This window comes from Solwaraspora sp. WMMA2101 (genome assembly GCF_049179175.1).
Classification (GTDB): Bacteria; Actinomycetota; Actinomycetes; order Mycobacteriales; family Micromonosporaceae; genus Micromonospora_E.
In genome coordinates this window covers 1,440,160-1,462,335 of the sequence record NZ_JBMHMA010000006.1, presented here as the reverse complement: position 1 = coordinate 1,462,335, position 22,176 = coordinate 1,440,160, and the positions used below count along the sequence as shown (strand labels likewise).

Sequence of the window (22,176 nt, the reverse complement as noted above, 5' to 3'; positions counted from 1 at the left end):
CCAGCCGGTTCCGGCCGATCGGTCCCATCTGCCGGATTTCCGCCGAGACCCTGTCACGAGACCACTGAGCTGAAGGCCTGAATCGTCATGACGAGACCCACGCCCGAGACCCTCGCCCACCGCGCCAACCCGGCTGCGGCGGCCGCGCCCACCCCGGCCACCCTCGCCAACGCCGTAACCCCGCCGCCGGCCGCGCCGGTGCAGGTCTCCGGCGCGAGCTCGTTGGTCCGGTCCCTGGAGGCGCTCGGCGTCGACGTCGTGTTCGGTATCCCGGGCGGAGCGATCCTGCCGGCCTACGACCCGTTGTACGACTCGACGGTGCGGCACATCCTGGTCCGGCACGAGCAGGGCGCCGGACACGCGGCCACCGGCTACGCCCAGGCCACCGGCCGGGTCGGGGTCTGCATGGCCACCTCCGGTCCGGGCGCCACCAACCTGGTCACGCCGATCGCAGACGCCTACATGGACTCGGTGCCGATCGTCGCGATCACCGGCCAGGTGGCCCGGCCCATGATCGGCACCGACGCCTTCCAGGAGGCCGACATCCAGGGCATCACCCTGCCGATCACCAAGCACAACTACCTGGTCCAGTCGGGCGAGGAGATCCCCCGGGTGCTGGCCGAGGCGTTCCACCTGGCGGCCACCGGCCGACCCGGACCGGTTCTGGTCGACATCCCGAAGGACGTCCTGCAGGCGCAGACCACCTTCACCTGGCCGCCGACGCTGGACCTGCCCGGCTACCGGCCCACCCTGCACCCGCACGGCAAGCAGATCCGTGAGGCCGCCCGGCTGATGGCCGGTGCCCGCCGCCCGGTGCTCTACGTCGGTGGCGGGGTGCTCAAGGCCCAGGCCACCGAGGGGCTGCTCCGGCTCGCCGAGCTGACCGGCATCCCGGTGGTCACCACACTGATGGCCCGGGGGGCCTTCCCCGACTCGCACCCGCAGCACCTGGGTATGCCCGGCATGCACGGCACCGTGGCCGCCGTGTACGCGCTGCAGAAGGCGGACCTGATCGTCGCGCTCGGTGCCCGCTTCGACGACCGGGTCACCGGCAAGCTGGACTCGTTCGCCCCCGGCGCGGCGGTGGTGCACGCCGACATCGACCCGGCCGAGATCGGCAAGAACCGGGCCGCCGACGTGCCGATCGTCGGCGACGCCCGGCACGTCATCGACGAGCTGATCGAGGCGTACCAGGTCGCCCAGCGGGGTGGGCCGCCCGGCAGCCGACCGGTGGCGGCGCCGCGTGGCGGCGCCGGCGCCGGTGACCGGACCGACTGGTGGACCACCCTCGACGACCTGCGGGAGCGCTACCCGCTGGGCTACGACGAGCCCGACGACGGCACGCTGTCGCCGCAGTACGTGATCCAGCGGTTGGGCAAGCTGGCCGGGCCGGACGCGATCTACGTCGCCGGCGTCGGACAGCACCAGATGTGGGCCTCGCAGTTCATCTCCTACGAGAAGCCGAACACCTGGCTCAACTCCGGCGGGCTGGGCACGATGGGCTACGCAGTCCCGGCGGCGATGGGCGCCAAGGTCGGCCGGCCGGAGACGACCGTGTGGGCGGTGGACGGCGACGGCTGCTTCCAGATGACCAACCAGGAGCTGGCCACCTGTGCCCTGGAGGGCATCCCGGTCAAGATCGCGCTGATCAACAACGGCAACCTGGGCATGGTCCGGCAGTGGCAGACCCTGTTCTACAACGAGCGCTACTCCAACACCGACCTGGGCACCCACAAGCACCGGATCCCGGATTTCGTGAAGCTGGCCGAGGCACTCGGCTGCGTCGGGATGCGCTGCGAGAACGCCGCCGACGTCGACAAGACCATCGCCGCCGCGATGGAGATCAACGACGTCCCGGTCGTGATCGACTTCGTGGTCGGCAAGGACGCGATGGTCTGGCCGATGGTGGCCGCCGGCACCAGCAACGACGAGATCATGTTCGCCCGCGACGTCCGGCCCGCCTTCGACGACGACGATCTGTGACGCGCGAACTGTGCCGTGCGATCCACGGCAACGACCTTGTGACCATCCGGCCCATCCGAGCATGACGAGGAAATGATGACCAAGCACACGCTCTCCGTGCTGGTGGAGAACAAGCCCGGCGTACTCGCCCGGGTCTCCGGACTGTTCTCCCGGCGCGGGTTCAACATCGACTCGTTGGCGGTCGGCGAGACCGAGAATCCGGAGGTCTCCCGGATCACCATCGTCGTCGACGCCGAGTCGTCGCCGCTGGAGCAGGTGACCAAGCAGCTGAACAAGCTGGTCAACGTACTGAAGATCGTGGAACTCGACCCGGCGGTGTCGGTCGCCCGCCAGCTGCTGCTGGTCAAGGTCCGCGCGGACCGCGCGATGCGTTCGCAGGTGCTGGAGACGGTCAACCTGTTCCGGGCCCGCGTGGTGGACGTCGCACCGGACACCCTCACCGTCGAGGCCACCGGCACCTCGGACAAGCTGGAGGCGCTGCTGCGCGATCTCGAACCGTTCGGGATCAAGGAGATGGTGCAGTCCGGCCTGGTCGCGATCGGGCGCGGATCCCGGTCGATCACCACCGGCCCGGCGCTGCGCGCCGCCTGACCGGGTACGCCGTACCCGTCGACCTGCGGCAGACCGCTGCCGCCCGGAAGAGAACGCCGGCCACCGTGGCCGGACACACGAGAGGGAAGTCATGACCGCAGAGGTGTTCTACGACGACGACGCCGACCTGGGCCTGATCCAGGGCAAGAAGGTCGCCGTGCTGGGGTACGGCAGCCAGGGCCACGCCCACGCGCTGTCGCTGCGTGACTCCGGCGTCGACGTCGTGATCGGCCTGCCGGAGGGCTCCAAGAGCCGGGCCAAGGCGCAGGAGCAGGGGCTGCGGGTGCTGACCCCGGCCGAGGCGTCGGCCGAGGCCGACGTGATCATGGTGCTGGCGCCGGACACCGCGCAACGGTCGCTCTACACCGAGGCGATCGCCCCGCACCTGACCGCCGGCAAGGCGCTGTTCTTCGGCCACGGCCTGAACATCCGGTACGGGTTCATCACGCCGCCGGCCGACGTGGACGTGGCGATGGTGGCCCCGAAGGGCCCCGGTCACCTGGTGCGCCGGCAGTACGTCGACGGCAAGGGCGTGCCCGCGCTGGTCGCGGTCGAGCAGGACGCCACCGGCACCGCCTTCGACCTGGCCCTGGCGTACGCCAAGGCGATCGGTGGCACCCGGGCCGGCGTGATCAAGACCACCTTCAAGGAGGAGACCGAGACCGACCTGTTCGGTGAGCAGGCGGTGCTCTGCGGTGGCGCGGCGGCGCTGGTGCAGACCGGTTTCGAGGTGCTCACCGAGGCCGGCTACGCGCCGGAGATCGCGTACTTCGAGTGCCTGCACGAGCTGAAGCTGATCGTCGACCTGATGTACGAGGGCGGCATCGCGCGGATGCGGTACAGCGTGTCGGACACCGCCGAGTACGGCGACTACTCCCGTGGGCCGCGGGTGGTGGACGCCCGGGTCAAGGACGAGATGCGCAAGATCCTCGCCGAGGTGCAGTCGGGCGAGTTCGCCCGCGAGTGGATCGCCGAGGACGACGCCGGCCGGCCGAACTTCGCCAAGTGGCGGGCCGAGGGTGCGGCGCACCCGATCGAGGAGACCGGTCGCAAGTTGCGCGGCATGATGAGCTGGGTCGACCGGCCGATCACCGAGACCGCCTGAGTCAGTACGGCCAGTGACGCTGGCCATCCGCAGAGCCCGTCACCGACGGTAGTTGGTGTCGGGCTCTGCGGCGATATTGCCGGGGTCTGCGTTACCGGAAGATTGCGGCTCGGGGTCGATTCCGGGTAGTTGGCCACTGGTACCGGTAATTGACCTACGGTTACAGCTAGTTAATGCAGGGCTCGGGTAATGTGCCCCGCATGCGTCTGGAGCAATCGCACCGTACGGAGCGCTTCGGTGCCGTTCGCATCCATGAGCTTCAGCGTGTCATCGAGCTGGACTCGGGGGATGCCGCGGGTGATCTGGGGCGTGGGCTCGTATCGCAGGACGACATCCGCACGATCGAACGTGATCTGGTGGTGGTCATTCCCTGTATGAACGAGACACGCAGGGTGATCGAAGGAGTGCTCTCCGGTATTCCGCACGACTGCCTGATCGTGCTGGTGTCCAACAGCGCCCGGCAGCCGGTGGACCGTTATGAAATCGAGGCCCATACGGTCGAGCAGTTCTGCCGGTCCGCCGACCGTCCGGCCATCACCGTGCATCAGCGCGATCCCGGGCTGGCCGCAGCCATGAAGGCGGCCGGGATGCCGGAGCTGATCGACGACAGCGGGCTGGTCCGTACCGGCAAGGGCGAGGCGATGCTGATCGGCATGGCGGTGGCCGCGCTGACCGGTCGCCGGTACGTCGGCTACGTCGACGCGGACAACTACGTACCAGGTGCGGTGCACGAGTACTGCAAGGTCTACGCGGCCGGCCTGCACCTGGCCGACAGCCCGTACGCGATGGTCCGGATCTCCTGGCACTCCAAGCCCAAGCTGCGTGACGGCCGGCTGTTCTTCAGCCGCCGGGGCCGCAGCTCCGAGATCACCAACAGTTTCCTGAACCGGCTGATCGCCGAGTACTCCGGATTCGGCACCGAGGTCATCGCCACCGGCAACGCCGGCGAACACGCCCTCAGTCTCGAGCTGGGGCTGCGACTACGGCTGGCCGGCGGCTTCGCCGTCGAACCCTACGAGTACGTCGACCTGTTCGAGCGCTTCGGCGGGGTCCTGGAGAGCGACTGCCCGCCGGTGCTCGCCAGCGCGGTGCCGGTGCTGCAGGTCGAGACCCGCAACCCGCACTTCCACGACAACAAGGGTGAGGACCACGTCCAGGGCATGCGGATGCAGGCGCTGAACGTGCTCTACCACTCGCCGGTCTGCCTGCCCGCCGTACGGGAGGCGATCGTCGAGTTCATGGTCGCCCAGGGCGCGCTGGCCCCCGGTGCCGAGCCGCCGCGCGAGCGGATCTATCCGCCGGTCGGTTCCCTCGCGTTCGACCTGCTCTTCGACACGCTGGACGCGGAGGCCGAGACGTTCCGGCAGATCGGCGAGGGGGTCATCGACCGGGCCCGGATTCCACGCCAACCGGTCGGACCGGTCGCCACGACCTGAGTCCGGCCGCCGGCCCGTGCGGTGATCAGGGGCGGTTCCGGAGCAGGTACGGGTGTCCCGCGCACGCGGGCCTCGTCACATCCGCCGAGCGTCTACCGAGCTTCTGTCGAGCTTCTGTCGACGGCAGGACCCGGCCGGACGGGTGTTAGGTCTGATTTGTGAGGGCCCTCACCCCCGGCCCCGAGTCCTGCCGTCCACGGGTGCGCCTACGATCGCGGGTAGGCCGCCTCCGTGCCGTGCGAGACCCGCCGGGGAGGAAGCGTAGGGCGCAGAGCGGCGCCCCACCGCCGCAGATACCCGTCCCGGACGACCTTGAGGACCCATGAATCCTGTCGTACTGATCGCCGAAGAGCTCGCGCCCGCCGCTATCGACGTGCTCGCCCACGACTTCGATGTCCGTCACGTCGACGGCACGGACCGCCCCGCACTGCTCGCCGCGCTCGCCGACGCCCACGCGGTGATCGTGCGCAGCGCCACCCAGATCGACGCCGAGGCGCTGGCCGCCGCCCCCCGACTGAAGGTGGTCGCGCGGGCCGGGGTCGGCCTGGACAACGTCGAGGTACCGGCCGCCACCGCCCGTGGCGTGATGGTCGTCAACGCCCCGACCTCGAACATCGTCTCCGCCGCCGAGCAGGCCATCGCCCTGCTGCTCGCGGTGGCCCGCAACACCGCCAGCGCCAGCGCCGCGCTCAAGGCCGGCGAGTGGAAGCGGTCGAAGTACACCGGCGTGGAGATCCAGGGCAAGACGGTCGGCGTCGTCGGGCTCGGCCGCATCGGGGTGCTGTTCGCCCAGCGGATCGCGGCCTTCGGGACCCGGCTGATCGCCTACGACCCGTACATCCAGCCGGCCCGGGCCGCGCAGCTCGGGGTCCGCCTGGTCGGGCTGGAGGAGCTGCTGCGGGAGAGCGACTTCATCTCGATCCACCTGCCGAAGACCCCGGAGACCCTCGGTCTGATCGGCGAGAAGGAGCTGGCGATCGTCAAGCCCGGGGTCCGCATCGTCAACGCCGCCCGGGGCGGGCTCGTCGACGAGCAGGCGCTGGCCGACGCCCTCGCCGAAGGCCGGGTCGGCGGCGCCGGTGTCGACGTGTACGCCAAGGAGCCGTGCACCTCCTCGCCGCTGTTCGCCTTCGACAACGTGGTGGCCACCCCGCACCTGGGTGCCTCCACCGCCGAGGCGCAGGACAAGGCCGGGCTGGCCGTGGCCCGCAGCGTCAAGCTGGCCCTGCAGGGCGAGTTCGTGCCGGACGCGGTCAACGTCCAGGCCGGCGGCGTGGTCGCCGAGGAGGTCCGTCCGCTGCTGCCGTTGGCCGAGCGGCTCGGCAAGGTCTTCACCGCGGTCGCCGGGGTGGTCGCTGCCAGCGTCACCGTCGAGGTGCGCGGCGAGGTCGTCGCCAACGAGGTGTCGGTGCTCAAGCTCGCCGCGACCAAGGGCCTGTTCGCCTCGGTGGTCGAGGAGCAGGTGACCTACGTCAACGCGCCGCACCTGGCGGCCGAACGGGGTGTCGAGGTCGAGCTGGTCACCCACCCGGACACCGTCGAGCACGCCAACCTGGTGACGGTCCGCGGGGTGCTGCCCGACGGCGGTACGGTCAGCGTCTCGGGCACCGTGGTCTCCACCGCCGGTCGCGACGTCATCCGGCTGACCGAGGTCGACGGGTTCGACCTGGAGCTCACCGCCGACGGCATCCTGCTGTTCTTCCGGTACACCGACCGGCCCGGCGTGGTCGGCAGCATCGGGTCGATCCTCGGCGAGGCCGGGGTCAACATCGCGGCGATGCAGGTGGCCCGGCGCTCCGCCGGCGGTGAGGCGCTGATGACCCTCACCGTCGACTCGGCGGTCGGCGCGGAGTCGCTGAGCACCGCCGCCAGTTCGATCGGGGCGACCGCGGCCAGCGCCGTCGACCTGCGCGACGAGTAGGAGTCACCGCCACAGCGAGGCAGGTACCGGTGCGGCGGTTCGGGGACCTCGTCCCCGAACCGCCGTCGGCTCAGCGGGTCGGCGCGCTGGTCGTCGGCGGGTAGACCGAGCCGTCCTGCGGATCGAGCAGCAGCAGGTCGTGCTCCTGGGCCAGCCGTTCGATGGCCAGCAGGACCGCGTCGTCGCAGGTGTCGCGGAGATTCATCTCGATGTGATCCGTTGCGGTGTGTAGTGGGACCTTTGCCCACGGGCACTCCTCGCCGGTGGCGGCGGCACCCCGGTCCGGGTAGTCGGCGGTCAACGCGGCGTGGAACGACGTGATCCGGCGGTCGGTGTCGCCATCGGCATGCTCGCCCTGCCGGCACAGTTCGTGCGCGGCGTGTACGTCCGCCGAAGTGGACTGATCGTCCAACGCCCATACGACTAGATCGAATGTCACGCGCACAGCGTGCCATCCACCCGGCCGAGGATTCCAACCAGTGGGGTGGTCGACCGGCCCGGATGGCGAATTTGGGTCCTTGCGTCCGGTTGTGGGTAATCGATAACGTGTCGATGCGGTCGCTGGGGAAGTCGTGGTGCGGTCACGTCTTCGGGTGACGTCCGATCGCGCCGTCGGCCCCCGCCGACGGCACCCCGGTGCGCGGGCCGAGCGCGCGTGTCGCCGGTCAGCTCCCGTGGTCACTTGCCGAGACCACGGGGGCTGACCGGGCCGTCGTCGGACCGCCGGTCAGCATCTGGTAGCCGTCGACGGTGGGAAACCAGTGCAGACCGGCCGGGCCGGCGGCGAACAGCGCCGTCGCGTAGCCGTCGGCCACCGCGAGGTCGGGGCCGATCACCGTCGCCGCTGATTCCCGCCGTACCACGGTGCCGCGGTGCGGGTCGATCACCGGGCTGTGGCGGCTGGTCAGTCCACAGGTGCCGATGGCGCCGTCCACCATGGTCACCACCGTCGGTGGTCGGTCTGCGGTGCCCGGGGCGGCGGGCGAGAACAGGGCGATCCGCCACGGCCCACCGTGTGGCGCGTGTCCACGTACCGTCAGGTCGCCGCCGCTGACCACGGCGTAGTCACTGATTCCGGCCGCGCGCAACCGGCTGGCGGCGCGTTCGACCGCCCAGCCCTTGATCATCCCGGCCGGGTCGAACCCGCCGGGGACCGCCCACGGATCGAACCAGCCCTCGGTGGCGACCCGCATCGCCAGGCACCGGTCCACGATGTCTGCCAGTGGCGGGTAGATCTCGGGGGCCACTTCGCCCCGGCGCAGCAGGGAGACCAGGCTGTTGGGTCGCAGTGGACTGTAGGTGACGTCGACCGCCCGCAGTTCGGCCACCGCGTCGGCGATCGCCTCGCTCAGTCCACGTCGGCCGATCCGCTCATCGGCGACCAGGACGAACCGGAACTCGGCGGTCGAGGTGGTGACGGTGTGCCGGGCCACCAGCAGGCCGGGGGAGTGCCCGTCGCCGGGCGGTGCGGCGGCGGCCGTGCCGATCCGCAGGTCTGGGGGCTCCGGCTGGGCCGCGCGTCGTGCCAGCATCGTCGGCGTTCTCCTTCACACCGGCGCCCGGTGCCGGTCTTCACCTACAGTAGCCGTCCGGCATGGGTAAAGTGTTGGGCCCGGCTGTGTGGTAGCTGTGCGCGACCAGCTGCCCGGCAGATCGGCAAGTGTCCGAATCATGGGACTCGCGTACCGTTTCGCGGGATGATCGCTTAACGTTCGCTAGGCGTTCGATGGTTCTGCGACGAAGGAGTGGACGTGGCGATGGCGCGGATCGCGGTCGTGGCCGGCGACGGCATCGGGTCCGAGGTGACCGCGCAGGCCCGCAAGGTCATCGACGCGGTGCTGCCCGGCGTCGAGGCCACCGAGTACGACCTTGGCGCGGCCCGCTACCACCGGACCGGCGAGGTGCTGCCCGACTCGGTCCTGGCCGAGTTGGCCGAGCACGACGCCATCCTGCTCGGCGCGGTCGGCGACCCCACCGTGCCGCCGGGTGTGCTGGAGCGCGGCCTGCTGCTCAAACTGCGGTTCGCCTTCGACCAGTACGTCAACCTGCGGCCGTCGCGACTCTGGCCCGGCACGACCAGCCCGCTCGGCGGCGTCAAGCCCGGTGAGATCGACTTCGTGGTGGTCCGCGAAGGCACCGAAGGGCTCTACACCGGAGCCGGCGGCACCATGCACCGCGACACCCCGGCCGAGGTTGCCACCGAGGAGAGCCTCAACACCCGCCACGGCGTCGAGCGGGTCATCCGGGACGCCTTCGCCCGCGCCGCGCGCCGCGAACGTCGCAAGGTCACCCTGGTGCACAAGACCAACGTGCTGACGCACGCCGGCTCGCTGTGGGCCCGCGCGTTCGCCGACGTCAAAGCCGAGTTCCCGGACATCGAGACCGAGTACCAGCACGTCGACGCGGCGGCCATGTTCATGGTCACCCAGCCGCAGCGCTACGACGTGGTGGTCACCGACAACCTGTTCGGCGACATCCTCACCGACATCGCCGCCGCGGTCACCGGCGGCATCGGCCTGGCCGCCAGCGGCTGCATCAACCCGCAGCGGCAGTTCCCGTCGATGTTCGAACCGGTGCACGGCTCCGCGCCGGACATCGCCGGCAAGGGCGTCGCGGACCCGGTCGCCGCCGTACTGTCCGCGTCCCTGCTGCTCGACCACCTCGGTCACCCCGAGCAGGCCGAGCGAGTAACCCGGGCGGTCGCGGCCGAGCTGGCCTCCCGTACGCCGGGAGCCGCGCTGCGTACCGCCGAGATCGGTGACCGGCTCGCCGCCCACGCGGCGGGCTGAGTCCAGCCGGTCGACCCGCGTACCGCCGGTCGACCCGCGTACCGCCGGTCGACCCGCGTACCGCCGGTCGACCCGCGTACCGGTGCCGCACCGCGCACCGGCCGCGCCGACCCGGCGCCCGCCCATGCCATGCGCGTCGGCGGCCCGGGTCCGCGCCCGTCAGTTCGGTGAGCCGTCCGGTACGGCACCGTCGACCCCCGCGCCGCCGCGTGGACCGGTCCGGGTGTCCCGTACCGGTTGGCGTGCCGACGTACCGTGGCCGTCGACGGCCATGCCGACGGCCAATCGTCAGGTGGCGGCATCGCCGGCCGTCGCGCCGGTTCCCGCTGAACGAACGTTCGGGGTAAGTTGCATGACACACAGCTTCGTCGTTTTCTCGCCATGGAGGTCAGCCCGATGATCGGCGGTGACAAACTCGATTTCGAGATTCGTCCGAATCCGCACCCGGTAGCCGCCGCTGAACGCTCCGCGCTGCTGGCCAACCCCGGATTCGGGCAGATCTTCACCGACCACATGGTCACCGTCCGGTACGCGGAGGGCAAAGGCTGGTACGACGCCCGCGTCGAGCCGCGTGCCCCGATCCCGATGGATCCGGCGACCGCCGTCCTGCACTACGCACAGGAGATCTTCGAAGGCCTCAAGGCCTACCAGGCCGCCGACGGTGGGGTGACGTTGTTCCGTCCCGACGCCAACGCGGCCCGGTTCGTCGCCTCGGCGGCCCGGATGGCCATGCCCGCTCTGCCGGAGACGGTCTTCCTCGATTCGTTGCGGCACCTGGTCACCGCCGATCGTGAGTGGATTCCGCAGGGCGAGGAGGGCAGCCTCTACCTGCGTCCGTTCATGTTCGCCAGTGAGGTGTTCCTCGGCGTGCGGCCGGCCCGCGAGTACCTCTACGCGGTGATCGCCTCGCCGGTCGGCTCCTACTTCTCTGGCGGCGTCAAGCCGGTGACGGTCTGGGCCTCGTCGCTCTACACCCGGGCCGCTCCGGGCGGCACCGGCGCGGCCAAGTGCGGTGGCAACTACGCGGCGTCCCTGGTGGCGCAGGCCGAGGCGATCGAGCACGGCTGCGACCAGGTGGTCTTCCTCGACGCGGTGGAGCGCCGCTACGTCGACGAGCTCGGCGGGATGAACGTCTTCTTCGTCTACGACGACGGCTCGGTGGTCACCCCGCCGCTGACCGGGGCGATCCTGCCGGGCATCACCCGCGAATCGGTCATCACCCTGGCGCGGCGCGCCGGCCACCAGGTCGTCGAGCAGCCGGTCAGCCTGGAGCAGTGGCGGGCCGACGCGGCCAGCGGCCGGCTGCGCGAGGCGTTCGCCTGCGGCACCGCCGCGGTGATCACCCCGATCGGCCGGGTCCGGTCGGCCGACGGCGAGTTCGTCGTCGCCGACGGTGGATCGGGGGAGGTGACCAGCTCGCTGCGGCAGACCCTGGTGGACCTGCAGCGGGGTCGCGCCGCCGACCCGGACGGCTGGGTGCACCGGGTGCTCTGACCCGGTACGGCGACAACGCCGGGCCGGGGTGGTGGCGGATCTTCCCGCTGCCGCACCCGGTCCGGCCGTCGCAGGTCAGTCGGTCAGCAGATGTGCGCGCAGCGCCTCGATCCGGTCGGCGGGCAGGCCGGCGCCGCGCAGGTAACCCTCGACCGAACCGTGCCGCTGGCTCAGCTCGGTCAGAAACATCTGCATCGCCTCGGCCGGGCAGCAGAAGAACGGCTCGGGCACCAGATGCTCGTTGCCCCGCTGGGTCCGCAGCCAGGCGAGCAACTGCGCACTGCCGGTCGTGCTCAACTCGTAGTCCTCGGCGATCACCGGGTCGGGCACGCCGAGCAGCGACAACGTCATCGCGCAGATCAGCCCGGTGCGGTCCTTGCCGGCCATGCAGTGCACCACCGCCGGGGCGGTCTGCGCCTCGGCCAGCAGCGACATCGCCGTGACGATCCCGTCGGCGGCCTGCTCGGTGAGATCGTGGTAGCGGTCGGCGAGGTAGCGGGCCGGGCCCTGCTCCGGCTGGTACGGGATCTCGTCCCAGTCCTGGTGCACCAGGTGGACGTGGCGGTAGTCCAGCCCGTCGGCCGGCCGGATCCGACCGAAGGCGTCGATCTCGTGGGGGCGACGCAGGTCGATCACCGTACGCACGCCCAGCGCCGCGAACATCGGCTCGTCGTCGCCGCTGAGCCGGTGCGGCGAGTCCGCCCGGTAGATGCGCTGCCAGCGGACGGTCCGGCCGTCGAGTCCTTCGTAGCCGCCGATGTCGCGGAAGTTGAACATTGTCGCGAAGGCCAGGGTACGCAGCGCAGCGGTCGTCATGCCTCCACGGTAGGGCGGCACCCGCCGATCGGAAAGGCCAGCGCCGCCGACGCGACGTGGACACGACGCGTCGGCGGCGCTGCGGTGGTCCCGGTGCCGGGTGTGCCGAGGGACCGGGGTCAGATGATCCGGCCGGGTGCGATCGGCGGGACCGGGGCACCGTACGTGCCGCCGTAGTAGCCGCCGAGGGTGTCGCGGTACGCCGGATCCGTCCCGGTGGTCTCGTCGTACTCGGGGGAGTCCTTGATCTGGTCCTTGCTGCGGTCGACGTAGACCTTCTCCGCGTCGTGGTCGACGTGGTCGACCACCCCGGCGGGCAGCATCACCTTCTTGCCGAAGATCCACGGACCGGTGTCGACGATCAGGTAGCTGCTGTCGGTCTCGTCACTGGCAGAGTCGATCTTGCCGATGCCGCCGTCGGTCGCCTCGACCTTGTAGCCGGCCAGGTTGGCGCCCTCGACACCGACGTCGTCGCGGTAGCGCCACGGGTCGAACGCCCCGGCCGGAGCGCCGCCGACGACGGCACCCTGACCGCCGTTCGGCGGCGGAGTCGGAGTCTGCGCCGAATGGCGCGGATCGAGCGTGTTCATCGGACCTCACTCCTTCGCTGACGTGAATGTGCCTGCGCTGTCCGACTCGACATACCCGCGCCGGTCGATCCGCACACCTGAAGGTGATAGATGCCGTTCACTCACTGGTCCCGGGGTGGGGGCATCGGACCGACCGACCAACTGTCCCGCGATGTGGATTCGACTACCGACCCGGCCGCCTTCGGTGGCAAAGTACCGTACGTGACTCGCCTCGTACTCATTATTGGCACCTAGCGCGCCGGCAACCCTCCGCCGAGCGCGCAGACCTCTCGCATCCGCGGGGGGTCTTTTTGTTGGCCGTACGAGGCAGGCCGATCAGCGGGCAGGGGCGGACCCGGCGCGGACGCGGCGGCGCGGGACACCCGGTGAAAGGAACCAGGATGACTTTCCAGGTCTACGACACGACTCTGCGTGACGGTGCGCAGCGCGAAGGCATCAGCTACTCCGTGGTCGACAAACTCGCGGTCGCGCGACTGCTCGACGACTTCGGCGTGGGATTCATCGAGGGCGGTTGGCCCGGGGCCATGCCGAAGGACACCGAGTTATTCCGCAGAGCGCGTACCGAACTCGACCTGCGGCACGCCGTCCTGGTCGCGTTCGGCGCCACCCGCAAGGCCGGTGTCCGGGTCGCCGACGATCCGCAGGTCCGGGCCCTGCTCGACGCCGAGACCCCGGCGGTCTGCCTGGTCGCCAAGTCCGACATCCGCCACGTCGAGCGGGCGCTGCGGACCACCGCCGCCGAGAACCTGGCGATGGTCGCCGACACGGTCGCCCACTTCGTCGCCGAGGGCCGGCGGGTCTTCCTCGACTGCGAACACTTCTTCGACGGCTTCCGCCACGACCCGGCGTACACCGCGTCGGTGGTCGCCACCGCCGCCGAGGCCGGCGCCGAGGTCGTCGTCATGTGCGACACCAACGGCGGCATGCTGCCGTCGCAGATCGGTGCCGCCATCGCCGACCTGGTGGCGCGCACCGGGCTGGGCACCGACCGGCTCGGCATCCACTGCCAGAACGACACCTCCTGCGCGGTGGCCAACACCATCGCCGCCGTCGAAGCCGGGGTCCGCCACTTCCAGGGCACCGCCAACGGCTACGGCGAACGGCCCGGCAACGCCGACCTGTTCGCCGTCGTCGCCAACCTGCAACTCAAGCTCGGGCTGCCGGTCCTACCGGACGGCTGCCTGGGACAGATGGTGCGTGTCTCGCACGCCATCGCCGAGATCGCCAACATCGCCCCCGACACCCACCAGGCCTACGTCGGGGCCGCCGCCTTCGCTCACAAGGCGGGGTTGCACGCGAGTGCGATCAAAGTGGATCCGCTGATGTACAACCACGTCGACCCGTCGGTTGTCGGCAACGACATGCGGATCCTGGTGACCGAGATGGCCGGCCGGGCCAGCATCGAGCTGAAGAGTCGTGAGCTCGGTGTGGACCTGGCCGGCCATCCGGACGCCCTGTCGCGGGTCACCAAGCGGGTCAAGGAACTGGAGGCCGGCGGCTGGTCGTTCGAAGCCGCCGATGCCTCCTTCGAACTGCTGGTCCGCGCCGAACTCGCCGCCGACAGCGGCACGGTCACCGCCCGACCGTTCACCCTGGAGTCCTACCGGGTGCTGGTCGAGCACCGCGAGGACGGCGCGGTCGTCTCCGAGGCCACCGTCAAGGTCCGGGTACGCGGCGAGCGGGTGATCGCCACCGCCGAGGGCAACGGCCCGGTCAACGCCCTCGACGAGGCGCTGCGGGTGGCGCTGCGCAGGCACTACCCGGATCTGGCCGACTTCCGGCTCGCCGACTACAAGGTGCGGATCCTCGAAGGCAGCCAGGGCACCGGGGCGATCACCCGGGTGCTGGTGGAGACGGTCGACGGCAACGCCCGGGACTGGACCACCGTCGGGGTGCACGAGAACGTCGTTGAAGCCAGCTGGCACGCCCTGGTCGACGCGCTGACCTACGGACTGGCCCGCAGCGCCGCGTCCGCCGGCGTCTAGAGCATTCAGCGGTACGGCCGCACGGCGTGGGCTGTGCGGCCCGTACCGCCCACGCCGTACCGCCGTACCGCCGTACCGCCGTACCGCCGTACCGCCGTACCGCCGGTCAGGGTGCCGGCAGCACCAGTGCGGCGACGACCATCCGGTGGTCGCTGCCCGGCACGCCGTGCACCGCCACCGACTCCACCGTGATCCGCTGGTCCACCAGCACCCGGTCCAGGGTCACCGGCGGGATCGGCGCCCCGTCGTACGGCCAGGTGCCGACCAGCCCCTCGCCGGTGGCGGCGGCCGCGTCGACGTAGCCGGTGGCGATCAACCGGCGTAGCGCCGCGTGGTCCAGCGTCGAGTTGAAGTCACCGGCCAGCACTCGCGGTGGGCCCTGCGGATCCGGGTGCGGCTGCGCGGCCAGGTCGGCCCGCCACAGCGGGATGGTCCGCAACGCGAACGGCGCCATCGGATGCGCCGACTCGACCAGCACCGGCCCGCCGGCCGGCGGGCGGACCGTGCCGTAGGACTGGGCGAAGCTACCCTCGTTGCGCCGTACCCCCGTGTCGACGATCGGCCAGCGGGAGTACACGGCCGAACCGGTCGTGCCGATCTCGGCGTCGGAGCGGCGGTACGGCAGCAGTTCGGCGACGCCGAGCCGGTCCAGTTCGGCCTCGGCAGCCGGGGTGAACTCCTGCACCGCGAGCACGTCCACCCGCTCCTGACGCAGCAGCTCCAGCAGCACCGACAGGTCCGCCGCACCGGCCAACAGGTTTGCCGTCGCGACCCGGACCGGGGTGCCGTCGGCGGGTGGCGTGACCCTGTCGGGCACCGCCCGGGGCAGTACCGCAGCAGCCAACGCCAGTACGACGAGCCCCGCCACGGCCGCCGCCCACCACCGCCGGGTCAGCGCCGTCACGGCCAACGGCAGCACCGCCCATCCGGCGACGTACGGGGTGAATGCGAGCAGTTGCACCAGCGGCCCGAATTCCCACCCGGCCAACCGAAGCACCGCCCACCCCGCCGCCGGCAGCACCAGCGCCCACACCAGCCACCCGTGTCGCCGTGGTGCACCCCGCTGCGCTGCGGCCGGGGCGTCGTCGGTTCGTGTCTGCACGCCGGCACGGTATCCGGTGCCCGGCGTCCGCCGGCAATCACCCGGTCGGCGACGCGTCCCGGCGTTAGACCGCGCCGATCCAGGGCAACCCCCGGCGGACGCCGGGCACGCCGCATCCGTTGGGGCGGGCCGGACGGCGATTGGTGACCAGCGTCGAGGACGGTGCCGATGACGACCGAGCCACAGCTCAGCACGCAACCAGCAACGGGTGCCGACTCTGCCGCCGGAGCCCTGGAACAGGCACTGTTCGAGGTCAAACGGGTCATCGTCGGGCAGGACCGGTTGGTCGAACGGCTGCTCACCGCGCTGCTCGCCAACGGCCACTGCCTGTTGGAGGGCGTACCCGGGATCGCGAAGACCCTCGCCGCGCAGACGCTCGCCGTCGCCGTCGGCGGCAGCTTCTCCCGGATCCAGTTCACCCCGGACCTGGTGCCGTCGGACATCGTCGGTACCCGGATCTACCGGGCGTCGACCGAGTCGTTCGACGTCGAACTCGGTCCGGTGATGGCCAACCTGGTGCTCGCCGACGAGATCAACCGGGCTCCGGCGAAGGTGCAGTCGGCGTTGCTGGAGGCGATGGCCGAGCGACAGGTCTCCATCGGCGGCCGCAGCTACCCGGTGCCGGATCCGTTCCTGGTGCTGGCCACCCAGAATCCGATCGAGTCCGAGGGCGTCTACCAGTTGCCGGAGGCACAACGCGACCGGTTCCTGATGAAGGTCGTCGTCGACTACCCGACCGATGAGGAAGAGCTGGGCATCCTCTACCGGATGGGGGTCGACCGGCCGCAGTCACGGCAGGTGCTCGACGTCGGCCAGCTCAGCGCGATGCAGCAGCAGGCCCGGGACGTGTTCGTCCACCACGCCCTGGCCGAGTACATCGTGCGGCTGGTGCTGGCCACCCGTCGACCGCAGCTGTTCGGCCTGCCGGAGCTGTCCGGGCTGCTGGCGTACGGTGCCAGTCCGCGCGCGACCCTCGGCCTGGTCGCCGCCGCACGCGGCCTGGCGTTGCTGCGGGGCCGCGACTACGTGCTGCCCGAGGACGTCCGGGAACTCGCGGTGGACGTGATCGCCCACCGGCTGGTGCTCTCCTTCGACGCGGTCGCCGACGGGGTCGACGCCGAGTCGATCGTGCGGCGGCTGGTGCAGGTGGTGCCGCCGCCGCAGATCGCCCCGGCACACGACCAACGGCCCGGACTGGCGGCGGTGGCGTGACCGGCGGTGGCGTGACTGGTCGTGGCGTACCCGGTCGGGGCGTGACCGGACCGGCGACGCTGCCGGAGCTGACCCCGCCGCAGACGCTACGCCGACTGGAACTGACCGTGACCCGTCGGCTGGACGGCCTGCTGCACGGGCAGCATCTCGGGCTGCTGCCCGGCGGCGGCAGCGAACTGGCCGGCAGCCGGGAGTACCGGCCGGGTGAGGACGAGGTCCGCCGGATGGACTGGGCGGTCACCGCCCGGACCACGGTGCCGCACGTGCGTGAGGTCGATGCCGACCGGGAACTGACCACCTGGGTGCTGATCGACGGCTCGCCCAGCATGGACTTCGGCACCGCCGAACTGGAGAAGCGGGAGTTGGCCGTCGCCGCCGTCGCCGCCGTCGGGTTCCTGACGGCCGGCACCGGCAACGTGCTCGGCGCGCATCTGCTGGGTGTCGACGGGACCCGGCGGTTCCCGACCGGCTCCGGCCGTGACCACCTGCTCTGTCTGCTGCGGGCACTGCTCGCCGCCCCCCGGGGCGAGGCCCGCCCGCAGCCGGGCCGCCTACAGCCGGGCCGCCTACAGCCGGGCCGTCCGCCGGCCGCGTCGACATCGGCCGCGCCGTCGCTGGCCGACGGCATCGACGGGCTCCGCCGGTCCGCGACCCGACGCGGTCTGGCGGTGGTCGTCTCCGACTTCCTCGACGGGCTGCCGGACGATCCGGCCGGGCGGCCCGACTGGGAACCGGCGCTCCGCCGGCTGGCCAGCGTGCACCAGGTCCTCGCGGTGGACATCACCGACCCACGGGAACTCGACCTGCCCGACGTCGGGGTGATCACCGTGCAGGACCCGGAGACCGGGCGGCGGCGTGAGATCAGCACCGCCAGCGCCGACCTGCGGCGCCGGTACGCCGAGGCCGCCGCCGGACAACGCGACCAGGTGGCCCGGGCGATCCGCCGGGCCCAGGCGGCGCATCTGCGGCTGCGGACCGACCGGGACTGGGTGGCGGACATCGTGCGGCACGTACACCGGCAGCGGCAGTTGGCCGCCTGCGCCCCGGCCCCGACGGCCGGCGTACGGGAAGGAACGTGGCGATGAGTTGGCAGTCCCCGGAGCGGCTGTGGTTCCTGGTCGCGGTGGCCGCCCTGGCCGCCGGCTACCTGTGGCGGCAGCGGCGGGCCAGCCGGTACGCGGTCCGGTTCACCAACCTGCGGCTGCTCGACCGGGTGGCGCCGGCCCGCCCGGCGTGGCGGCGGCACCTGCCGGCCGGTCTGTTCCTGGCGATGCTGGCGCTGCTGGTGGTCGGGTTCGCCCGGCCGATGGACGAGGTCCGGGTACCCCGGGAGCGGGCCACGGTGATGGTGGCGGTGGACGTCTCCACCTCGATGCTCGCCAACGACGTACGACCGGACCGGCTGACCGCCGCGAAGCGTTCCGCCCACGAGTTCGTCGACTCGTTGCCCCGGCAGTTCAACGTCGGGTTGGTGGCCTTCGCCGGCAACGCCTCGGTGCTGGTCGGCCCGGGGACCGACCGGGAGGCGCTCGGTGCCGGCATCGACCGGTTGACCGAGGGGATCACCGGCGCGCAGGGCACCGCGATCGGTGAGGCGATCAAGACCTCGCTGGAGGCGATCCGGTCGCTGGACGCGCAGGCGGCCCAGGAGACGCCACCGGCGCGCATCGTGCTGCTGTCGGACGGCGCGAACACCTCGGGCCGGTCGCCGGAGTCGGCAGCCGCCGAGGCGGTCGAGGCCGGGATCCCGATCGACACCATCTCGGTCGGCACCGACGCCGGCTACATCGACTACGGCGGTGGCCGGCCGCTGCGGGTGCCGGTGGACGGCGAGAACCTCAAGGCGGTCGCCGAGCTGACCGGCGGGGCGTACCACGAGGCGGCCAGCAGCAAGCAGCTCAACGACGTGTACGCCGACATCGGCACCTCGGTCGGCTACCGGCTGGAGCCGACCGACGTGTCGGCCCGGTTCATCGGCTTCGGCCTGATCCTTGCCCTGGCCGCGGCCGGGACGTCGATGCTGTGGTTCTCCCGGCTGCCGTGACGGCCGCGTTCCACACGTCCGGCGTACCGACCCCTGTGAGGAGGACGCAATGACTGTTCCCACCGGACTGGGCGAGCCCCGGGGGCCCTGGTTCATCTCGCCGGAGGCCGGCCGCTGGGCGGGGCCGGATGGATTCGCCGCCCCGCCCGCGCCGGAGTCGCCGCGCGGCTGGCGGCGCCGGCTGCTGGCCGTCGCCGCGGTGCTGGCGGTCTCGGCGGCCTCCGGTGGGCTCGCCGGAGCGGTCGTGTCCGGTTGGGACGGTGGCCCGGCGCGGTTGACGGCGCTGCCGTCACCGTCGCCGTCGTCGTCGGTGGGGCTGCCGGCGGACCTGGTCGCGGCGGCGGCGCAGGCGTTGCCGGGCGTGGTGTCGGTGCAGGTCAACCGGGGGACGATGGTGTCCGGTGGGTCCGGCTTCGCCATCGACGACCAGCACCACATCATCACCAACGACCACATCCTGGATGGCGACAGTCCACCTGGTACGCCGTTGAACGGTCACCAGGTGAGCGTCGTCGCCCAGGACGGCCGACGGATTCCCGCCGAGGTGGTCGGCCGGGACCCGGGCAGCGACATCGCGGTGCTGCGGGTTCCGGCGTCGGCCGGGTTGCGGCCGTTGGCGCTCGCCGAGCCGAACTCCACCGAGGTCGGAGAGGCGGTGCTGGCGGTCGGTTCGCCGCTGGGGCTGTCCGGCACGGTGACCGCCGGGATCGTCAGCGCCCTCGACCGTGAGGTGATGCTCGGCAACGGTGGTCGGCAGACCGCCGTACAGACCGACGCCTCCATCAACCCGGGCAACTCGGGCGGTCCGCTGGTCAACGCCGACGGGGAGGTGATCGGGGTGAACACCGCGATCGCCACCCTGGAGGGTGCCGGCTCGATCGGTATCGGCTTCGCCATCCCGATCCAGCGGGCCGAGCAGACCGCGGACGCGATCATCCGGCGCGGCGGCTGAGAGTGCGGACCGCGTGGCCTGGCGGCTGAGTGCGCAGCGGCGGCTGAGTGCGGACCGTGGCCCGGCGTCGGTAGTGTCGTGGGTGTGGCGGTAGGCGACGTACGGGTCGACGACTCGGTGGTGATCCCGGCGGGGGAGCTCACCGAGCGGTTCTCCCGTTCGTCCGGGCCCGGGGGTCAGGGGGTCAACACGGCCGATTCGCGGGTCGAGTTGTCGTTCGACGTCGCCGCCTCGGCGGCGTTGCCCGGGTGGCTGCGGGACCGGGCCCTGCAGCGGTTGGCCGGCCGGCTGGTCGGCGGGGTGCTGACGATCGCCGCCAGCGAGCACCGGACCCAGTTGGCCAACCGGGCGGCGGCCCGGGAACGGCTCGCCGCGCTGCTGCGGGAGGCGATCGCGCCACCGGCGCCGCCGCGCCGGCCGACCCGGCCGTCGCGGGCGGCGAAGGAGCGGCGGATCACCGACAAGAAGCGCCGGGCGCAGACGAAGCGACTGCGCCGCGGCGATCTCGACTGACCGTACGGCCGGTTCAGCACCAGCAGGCGCTGGCCCAGTGGTCGGTGGACCAGAAGTGCGAACCCCAGTCGCCCGGTGCCCACGCCCCGGTCGACCAGAAGTGGCTGGACCAGCCCGGGTCGGCCCAGGACGGCGAGCCGTCCCAGGACGGCGACGTCCAGGTGGCGCCGCCCCACGTCCGGCTCGCCCACGAGCTGCCGGTCCAGCCGTCGGCGGCCATTCGGTGACCCAGCCACACCCCACCGTTCCAGGCGGTGCCGGCCGCTGCCTGCCCGGCCCAGGTCGCGCTGGTGAACGGGCCGAAGATGCTCTGCTCACCCTGCAGCGCCACCCCGTTGCGGACCACCCGGCTGGTACCCCGGGAGGCGTCGATCGGCCCGGTGCCGTTGGACGGGGTCCACTGCTGCGGCTGCCACGCCGGCTGGTAGGTGAGCGCGGCGTGCAGGTTGATCGAGCCGAGCCCCAGGTTGGCGCCGACCCCGGTGGGCAGGAACGTGGTGCTGCCCACCAGCAGCTGCTTGACCTGGTCCGGGGTCAGCCACGGCTTGGCCTGCAACAGCAGTGCGGCGGTCGCGGCGGTCACCGCCACGGCCTGGGAGGTGCCGGTGCCCCGGAACAGGGTGGTGCCGACCCGCGCCCCCGGGAACAGGTTGTCCACGTTCGACCCCGGGTTGCGCAGCGACAGCACCGACTGTCCCGGGGCGAGCAGGTCGACCTGCTTGCCGGAGTTGGCGAGGTTGGTGAACGGCGCGAGTTCGTCGTCGGTGGTGCTCAACGTGCCCTTGGTGAGGCTGGCACCGACGGCGATGACGTACGGGTTGCTCGCCGGGTTGTCCAACCGGCCGAACCCGGTGCCGTCGTTGCCGGCGGCCGCCACCACCACGATCCCGGCCTGCCAGGCCTTCTCGACGGCGAAGTGCAGCGGGTCGGTCCAGAACGCCGGGTTGCCGGCGCTGCCGTAGGCGAGGTTCAGCACCCGGATCGGGTGGGTCGGGTCGTGGTCGCGGTGCGCCACCACCCAGTCGACGGCGGCGATGATCTGCGACACGTCGACGGCCCCGTTCGCGGTGCCGACCTTGACCGAGGTCAGTTTCGCCTTCGGGGCCAGGCCCCGGGCACCGGTGGTCGGGTCGTCGCCGATCAGGATCCCGGCCAGGTGGGTGCCGTGGCCGTACGTGTCGTGCCAGCGCAGGTTCGTCGCCTGCGATTCGAACGACAGGTCGGGCCCGTTGACCAGGCGGCCCGCCGGCAGGCCGGCGACCGGGACCACCCCGGTGTCGATCATCGCGATCCCGATGCCGGTGCCGTCCAGCGCCGTCGTGGTCGAGGTGTCAGCCCCCACGATGGTACGGATGTCGGCCAGCGAGGTGCCCGGGGTTACCCCGGCGGTGCCGTTCCACAGGCTGGCGAACCCACCCCCCGGTACGCGGGTCGACGGCGCGTCGGCGCCGGGGCCCGTCGGGGACGGCGCCGACGGGGCCCCGGCGCCGACGACCGCGCTGGCCGTCAGCGCCAGCACAGTCGACAGTGCAACGGCACGGATTCGACGGCGATTCGGTCGCCACAACGCACTCTTCGTTCGCACCGGCGCGATCCTCCTGACGATTGAACAGATCCTGGGTTGGTAACGGGGTGTCCGGGTG

Annotated in this window: 19 protein-coding genes; 13 read left to right on the top strand and 6 right to left on the bottom strand. The window is 71.6% G+C overall.

The window, feature by feature from the left end; genetic code table 11:
• Nucleotides 1-87: 87 nt before the first annotated feature.
• From ACN28F_RS07230 to serA, 5 genes are all read left to right on the top strand, one after another.
• Nucleotides 88-1,983, top strand: coding sequence for an acetolactate synthase large subunit (locus tag ACN28F_RS07230; protein WP_289207284.1), 1,896 nt, complete (start codon nucleotides 88-90; stop codon nucleotides 1,981-1,983).
• A gap of 75 nt (nucleotides 1,984-2,058) precedes the next feature.
• Nucleotides 2,059-2,574, top strand: coding sequence for an acetolactate synthase small subunit (ilvN, locus tag ACN28F_RS07225; RefSeq protein WP_282226123.1), 516 nt, complete (start codon nucleotides 2,059-2,061; stop codon nucleotides 2,572-2,574).
• Between the two features lie 91 nt (nucleotides 2,575-2,665).
• Entirely contained in the window at nucleotides 2,666-3,679 is a 1,014-nt protein-coding gene (ilvC, locus tag ACN28F_RS07220) for a ketol-acid reductoisomerase (RefSeq protein ID WP_289207283.1), read from the top strand.
• 173 nt (nucleotides 3,680-3,852) lie between these two features.
• Complete coding sequence (gene mpgS / locus ACN28F_RS07215) at nucleotides 3,853-5,115, top strand: mannosyl-3-phosphoglycerate synthase (RefSeq protein WP_353850468.1); 1,263 nt, start codon at nucleotides 3,853-3,855, stop codon at nucleotides 5,113-5,115.
• A gap of 322 nt (nucleotides 5,116-5,437) precedes the next feature.
• Nucleotides 5,438-7,036 carry a phosphoglycerate dehydrogenase gene (gene serA / locus ACN28F_RS07210; RefSeq protein WP_289207281.1) on the top strand — a complete coding sequence of 533 codons (1,599 nt, stop codon included), beginning with the start codon at nucleotides 5,438-5,440 and terminating at the stop codon, nucleotides 7,034-7,036.
• 70 nt (nucleotides 7,037-7,106) lie between these two features.
• On the opposite strand, the gene ACN28F_RS07205 is transcribed toward serA, so the two are convergent.
• Both ACN28F_RS07205 and ACN28F_RS07200 read right to left on the bottom strand, forming a co-directional pair.
• Entirely contained in the window at nucleotides 7,107-7,475 is a 369-nt protein-coding gene (locus ACN28F_RS07205) for a hypothetical protein (protein ID WP_289207280.1), read from the bottom strand.
• A gap of 226 nt (nucleotides 7,476-7,701) precedes the next feature.
• Nucleotides 7,702-8,568 carry an FAD:protein FMN transferase gene (locus ACN28F_RS07200; RefSeq protein WP_289207279.1) on the bottom strand — a complete coding sequence of 289 codons (867 nt, stop codon included), beginning with the start codon at nucleotides 8,566-8,568 and terminating at the stop codon, nucleotides 7,702-7,704.
• A 225-nt stretch (nucleotides 8,569-8,793) separates the two neighbouring features.
• On the opposite strand from ACN28F_RS07200, the gene ACN28F_RS07195 reads away from it, so the two are divergent.
• Entirely contained in the window at nucleotides 8,794-9,825 is a 1,032-nt protein-coding gene (locus ACN28F_RS07195; protein WP_282229636.1) for a 3-isopropylmalate dehydrogenase, read from the top strand.
• Nucleotides 9,826-10,221: 396 nt separating this feature from the next.
• Nucleotides 10,222-11,319: a branched-chain amino acid aminotransferase gene (locus ACN28F_RS07190; protein ID WP_289207278.1), complete on the top strand. Its 1,098-nt coding sequence runs from the start codon at nucleotides 10,222-10,224 to the stop codon at nucleotides 11,317-11,319.
• Nucleotides 11,320-11,394: 75 nt separating this feature from the next.
• Here the strand turns inward: ACN28F_RS07190 and ACN28F_RS07185 are convergent, their stop codons facing one another.
• Entirely contained in the window at nucleotides 11,395-12,135 is a 741-nt protein-coding gene (locus ACN28F_RS07185; RefSeq protein WP_289207277.1) for a tyrosine-protein phosphatase, read from the bottom strand.
• Between the two features lie 119 nt (nucleotides 12,136-12,254).
• Nucleotides 12,255-12,725: a PRC-barrel domain containing protein gene (locus ACN28F_RS07180; protein WP_421357281.1), complete on the bottom strand. Its 471-nt coding sequence runs from the start codon at nucleotides 12,723-12,725 to the stop codon at nucleotides 12,255-12,257.
• Nucleotides 12,726-13,105: 380 nt separating this feature from the next.
• On the opposite strand from ACN28F_RS07180, the gene cimA reads away from it, so the two are divergent.
• Nucleotides 13,106-14,710, top strand: a complete 1,605-nt coding sequence (cimA, locus tag ACN28F_RS07175) for a citramalate synthase (RefSeq protein ID WP_421357280.1) — start codon at nucleotides 13,106-13,108, stop codon at nucleotides 14,708-14,710.
• A 106-nt stretch (nucleotides 14,711-14,816) separates the two neighbouring features.
• Here the strand turns inward: cimA and ACN28F_RS07170 are convergent, their stop codons facing one another.
• Nucleotides 14,817-15,746, bottom strand: coding sequence for an endonuclease/exonuclease/phosphatase family protein (locus tag ACN28F_RS07170; protein WP_289211057.1), 930 nt, complete (start codon nucleotides 15,744-15,746; stop codon nucleotides 14,817-14,819).
• A 234-nt stretch (nucleotides 15,747-15,980) separates the two neighbouring features.
• Between ACN28F_RS07170 and ACN28F_RS07165 the strand changes: the two genes are divergently transcribed.
• From ACN28F_RS07165 to arfB, 5 genes are all read left to right on the top strand, one after another.
• Nucleotides 15,981-17,024: an AAA family ATPase gene (locus ACN28F_RS07165; protein WP_289207274.1), complete on the top strand. Its 1,044-nt coding sequence runs from the start codon at nucleotides 15,981-15,983 to the stop codon at nucleotides 17,022-17,024.
• 41 nt (nucleotides 17,025-17,065) lie between these two features.
• Complete coding sequence (locus ACN28F_RS07160) at nucleotides 17,066-18,109, top strand: DUF58 domain-containing protein (protein WP_421357279.1); 1,044 nt, start codon at nucleotides 17,066-17,068, stop codon at nucleotides 18,107-18,109.
• The gene (locus ACN28F_RS07155) at nucleotides 18,106-19,068 is read left to right on the top strand and encodes a VWA domain-containing protein (RefSeq protein WP_421357278.1); all 963 of its coding nucleotides are present in this window, start codon (nucleotides 18,106-18,108) and stop codon (nucleotides 19,066-19,068) included. The genes ACN28F_RS07160 and ACN28F_RS07155 overlap by 4 nt, the downstream gene beginning before the upstream one ends.
• 49 nt (nucleotides 19,069-19,117) lie before the next feature.
• On the top strand, nucleotides 19,118-20,020 hold the full coding sequence (locus tag ACN28F_RS07150) for a S1C family serine protease (protein ID WP_289207271.1): 903 nt from the start codon (nucleotides 19,118-19,120) through the stop codon (nucleotides 20,018-20,020).
• Nucleotides 20,021-20,104: 84 nt separating this feature from the next.
• Entirely contained in the window at nucleotides 20,105-20,533 is a 429-nt protein-coding gene (arfB, locus tag ACN28F_RS07145; RefSeq protein WP_282226137.1) for an alternative ribosome rescue aminoacyl-tRNA hydrolase ArfB, read from the top strand.
• Between the two features lie 13 nt (nucleotides 20,534-20,546).
• Here the strand turns inward: arfB and ACN28F_RS07140 are convergent, their stop codons facing one another.
• On the bottom strand, nucleotides 20,547-22,052 hold the full coding sequence (locus ACN28F_RS07140; RefSeq protein ID WP_421357277.1) for a S8 family serine peptidase: 1,506 nt from the start codon (nucleotides 22,050-22,052) through the stop codon (nucleotides 20,547-20,549).
• Between the last annotated feature and the right edge of the window lie 124 nt (nucleotides 22,053-22,176).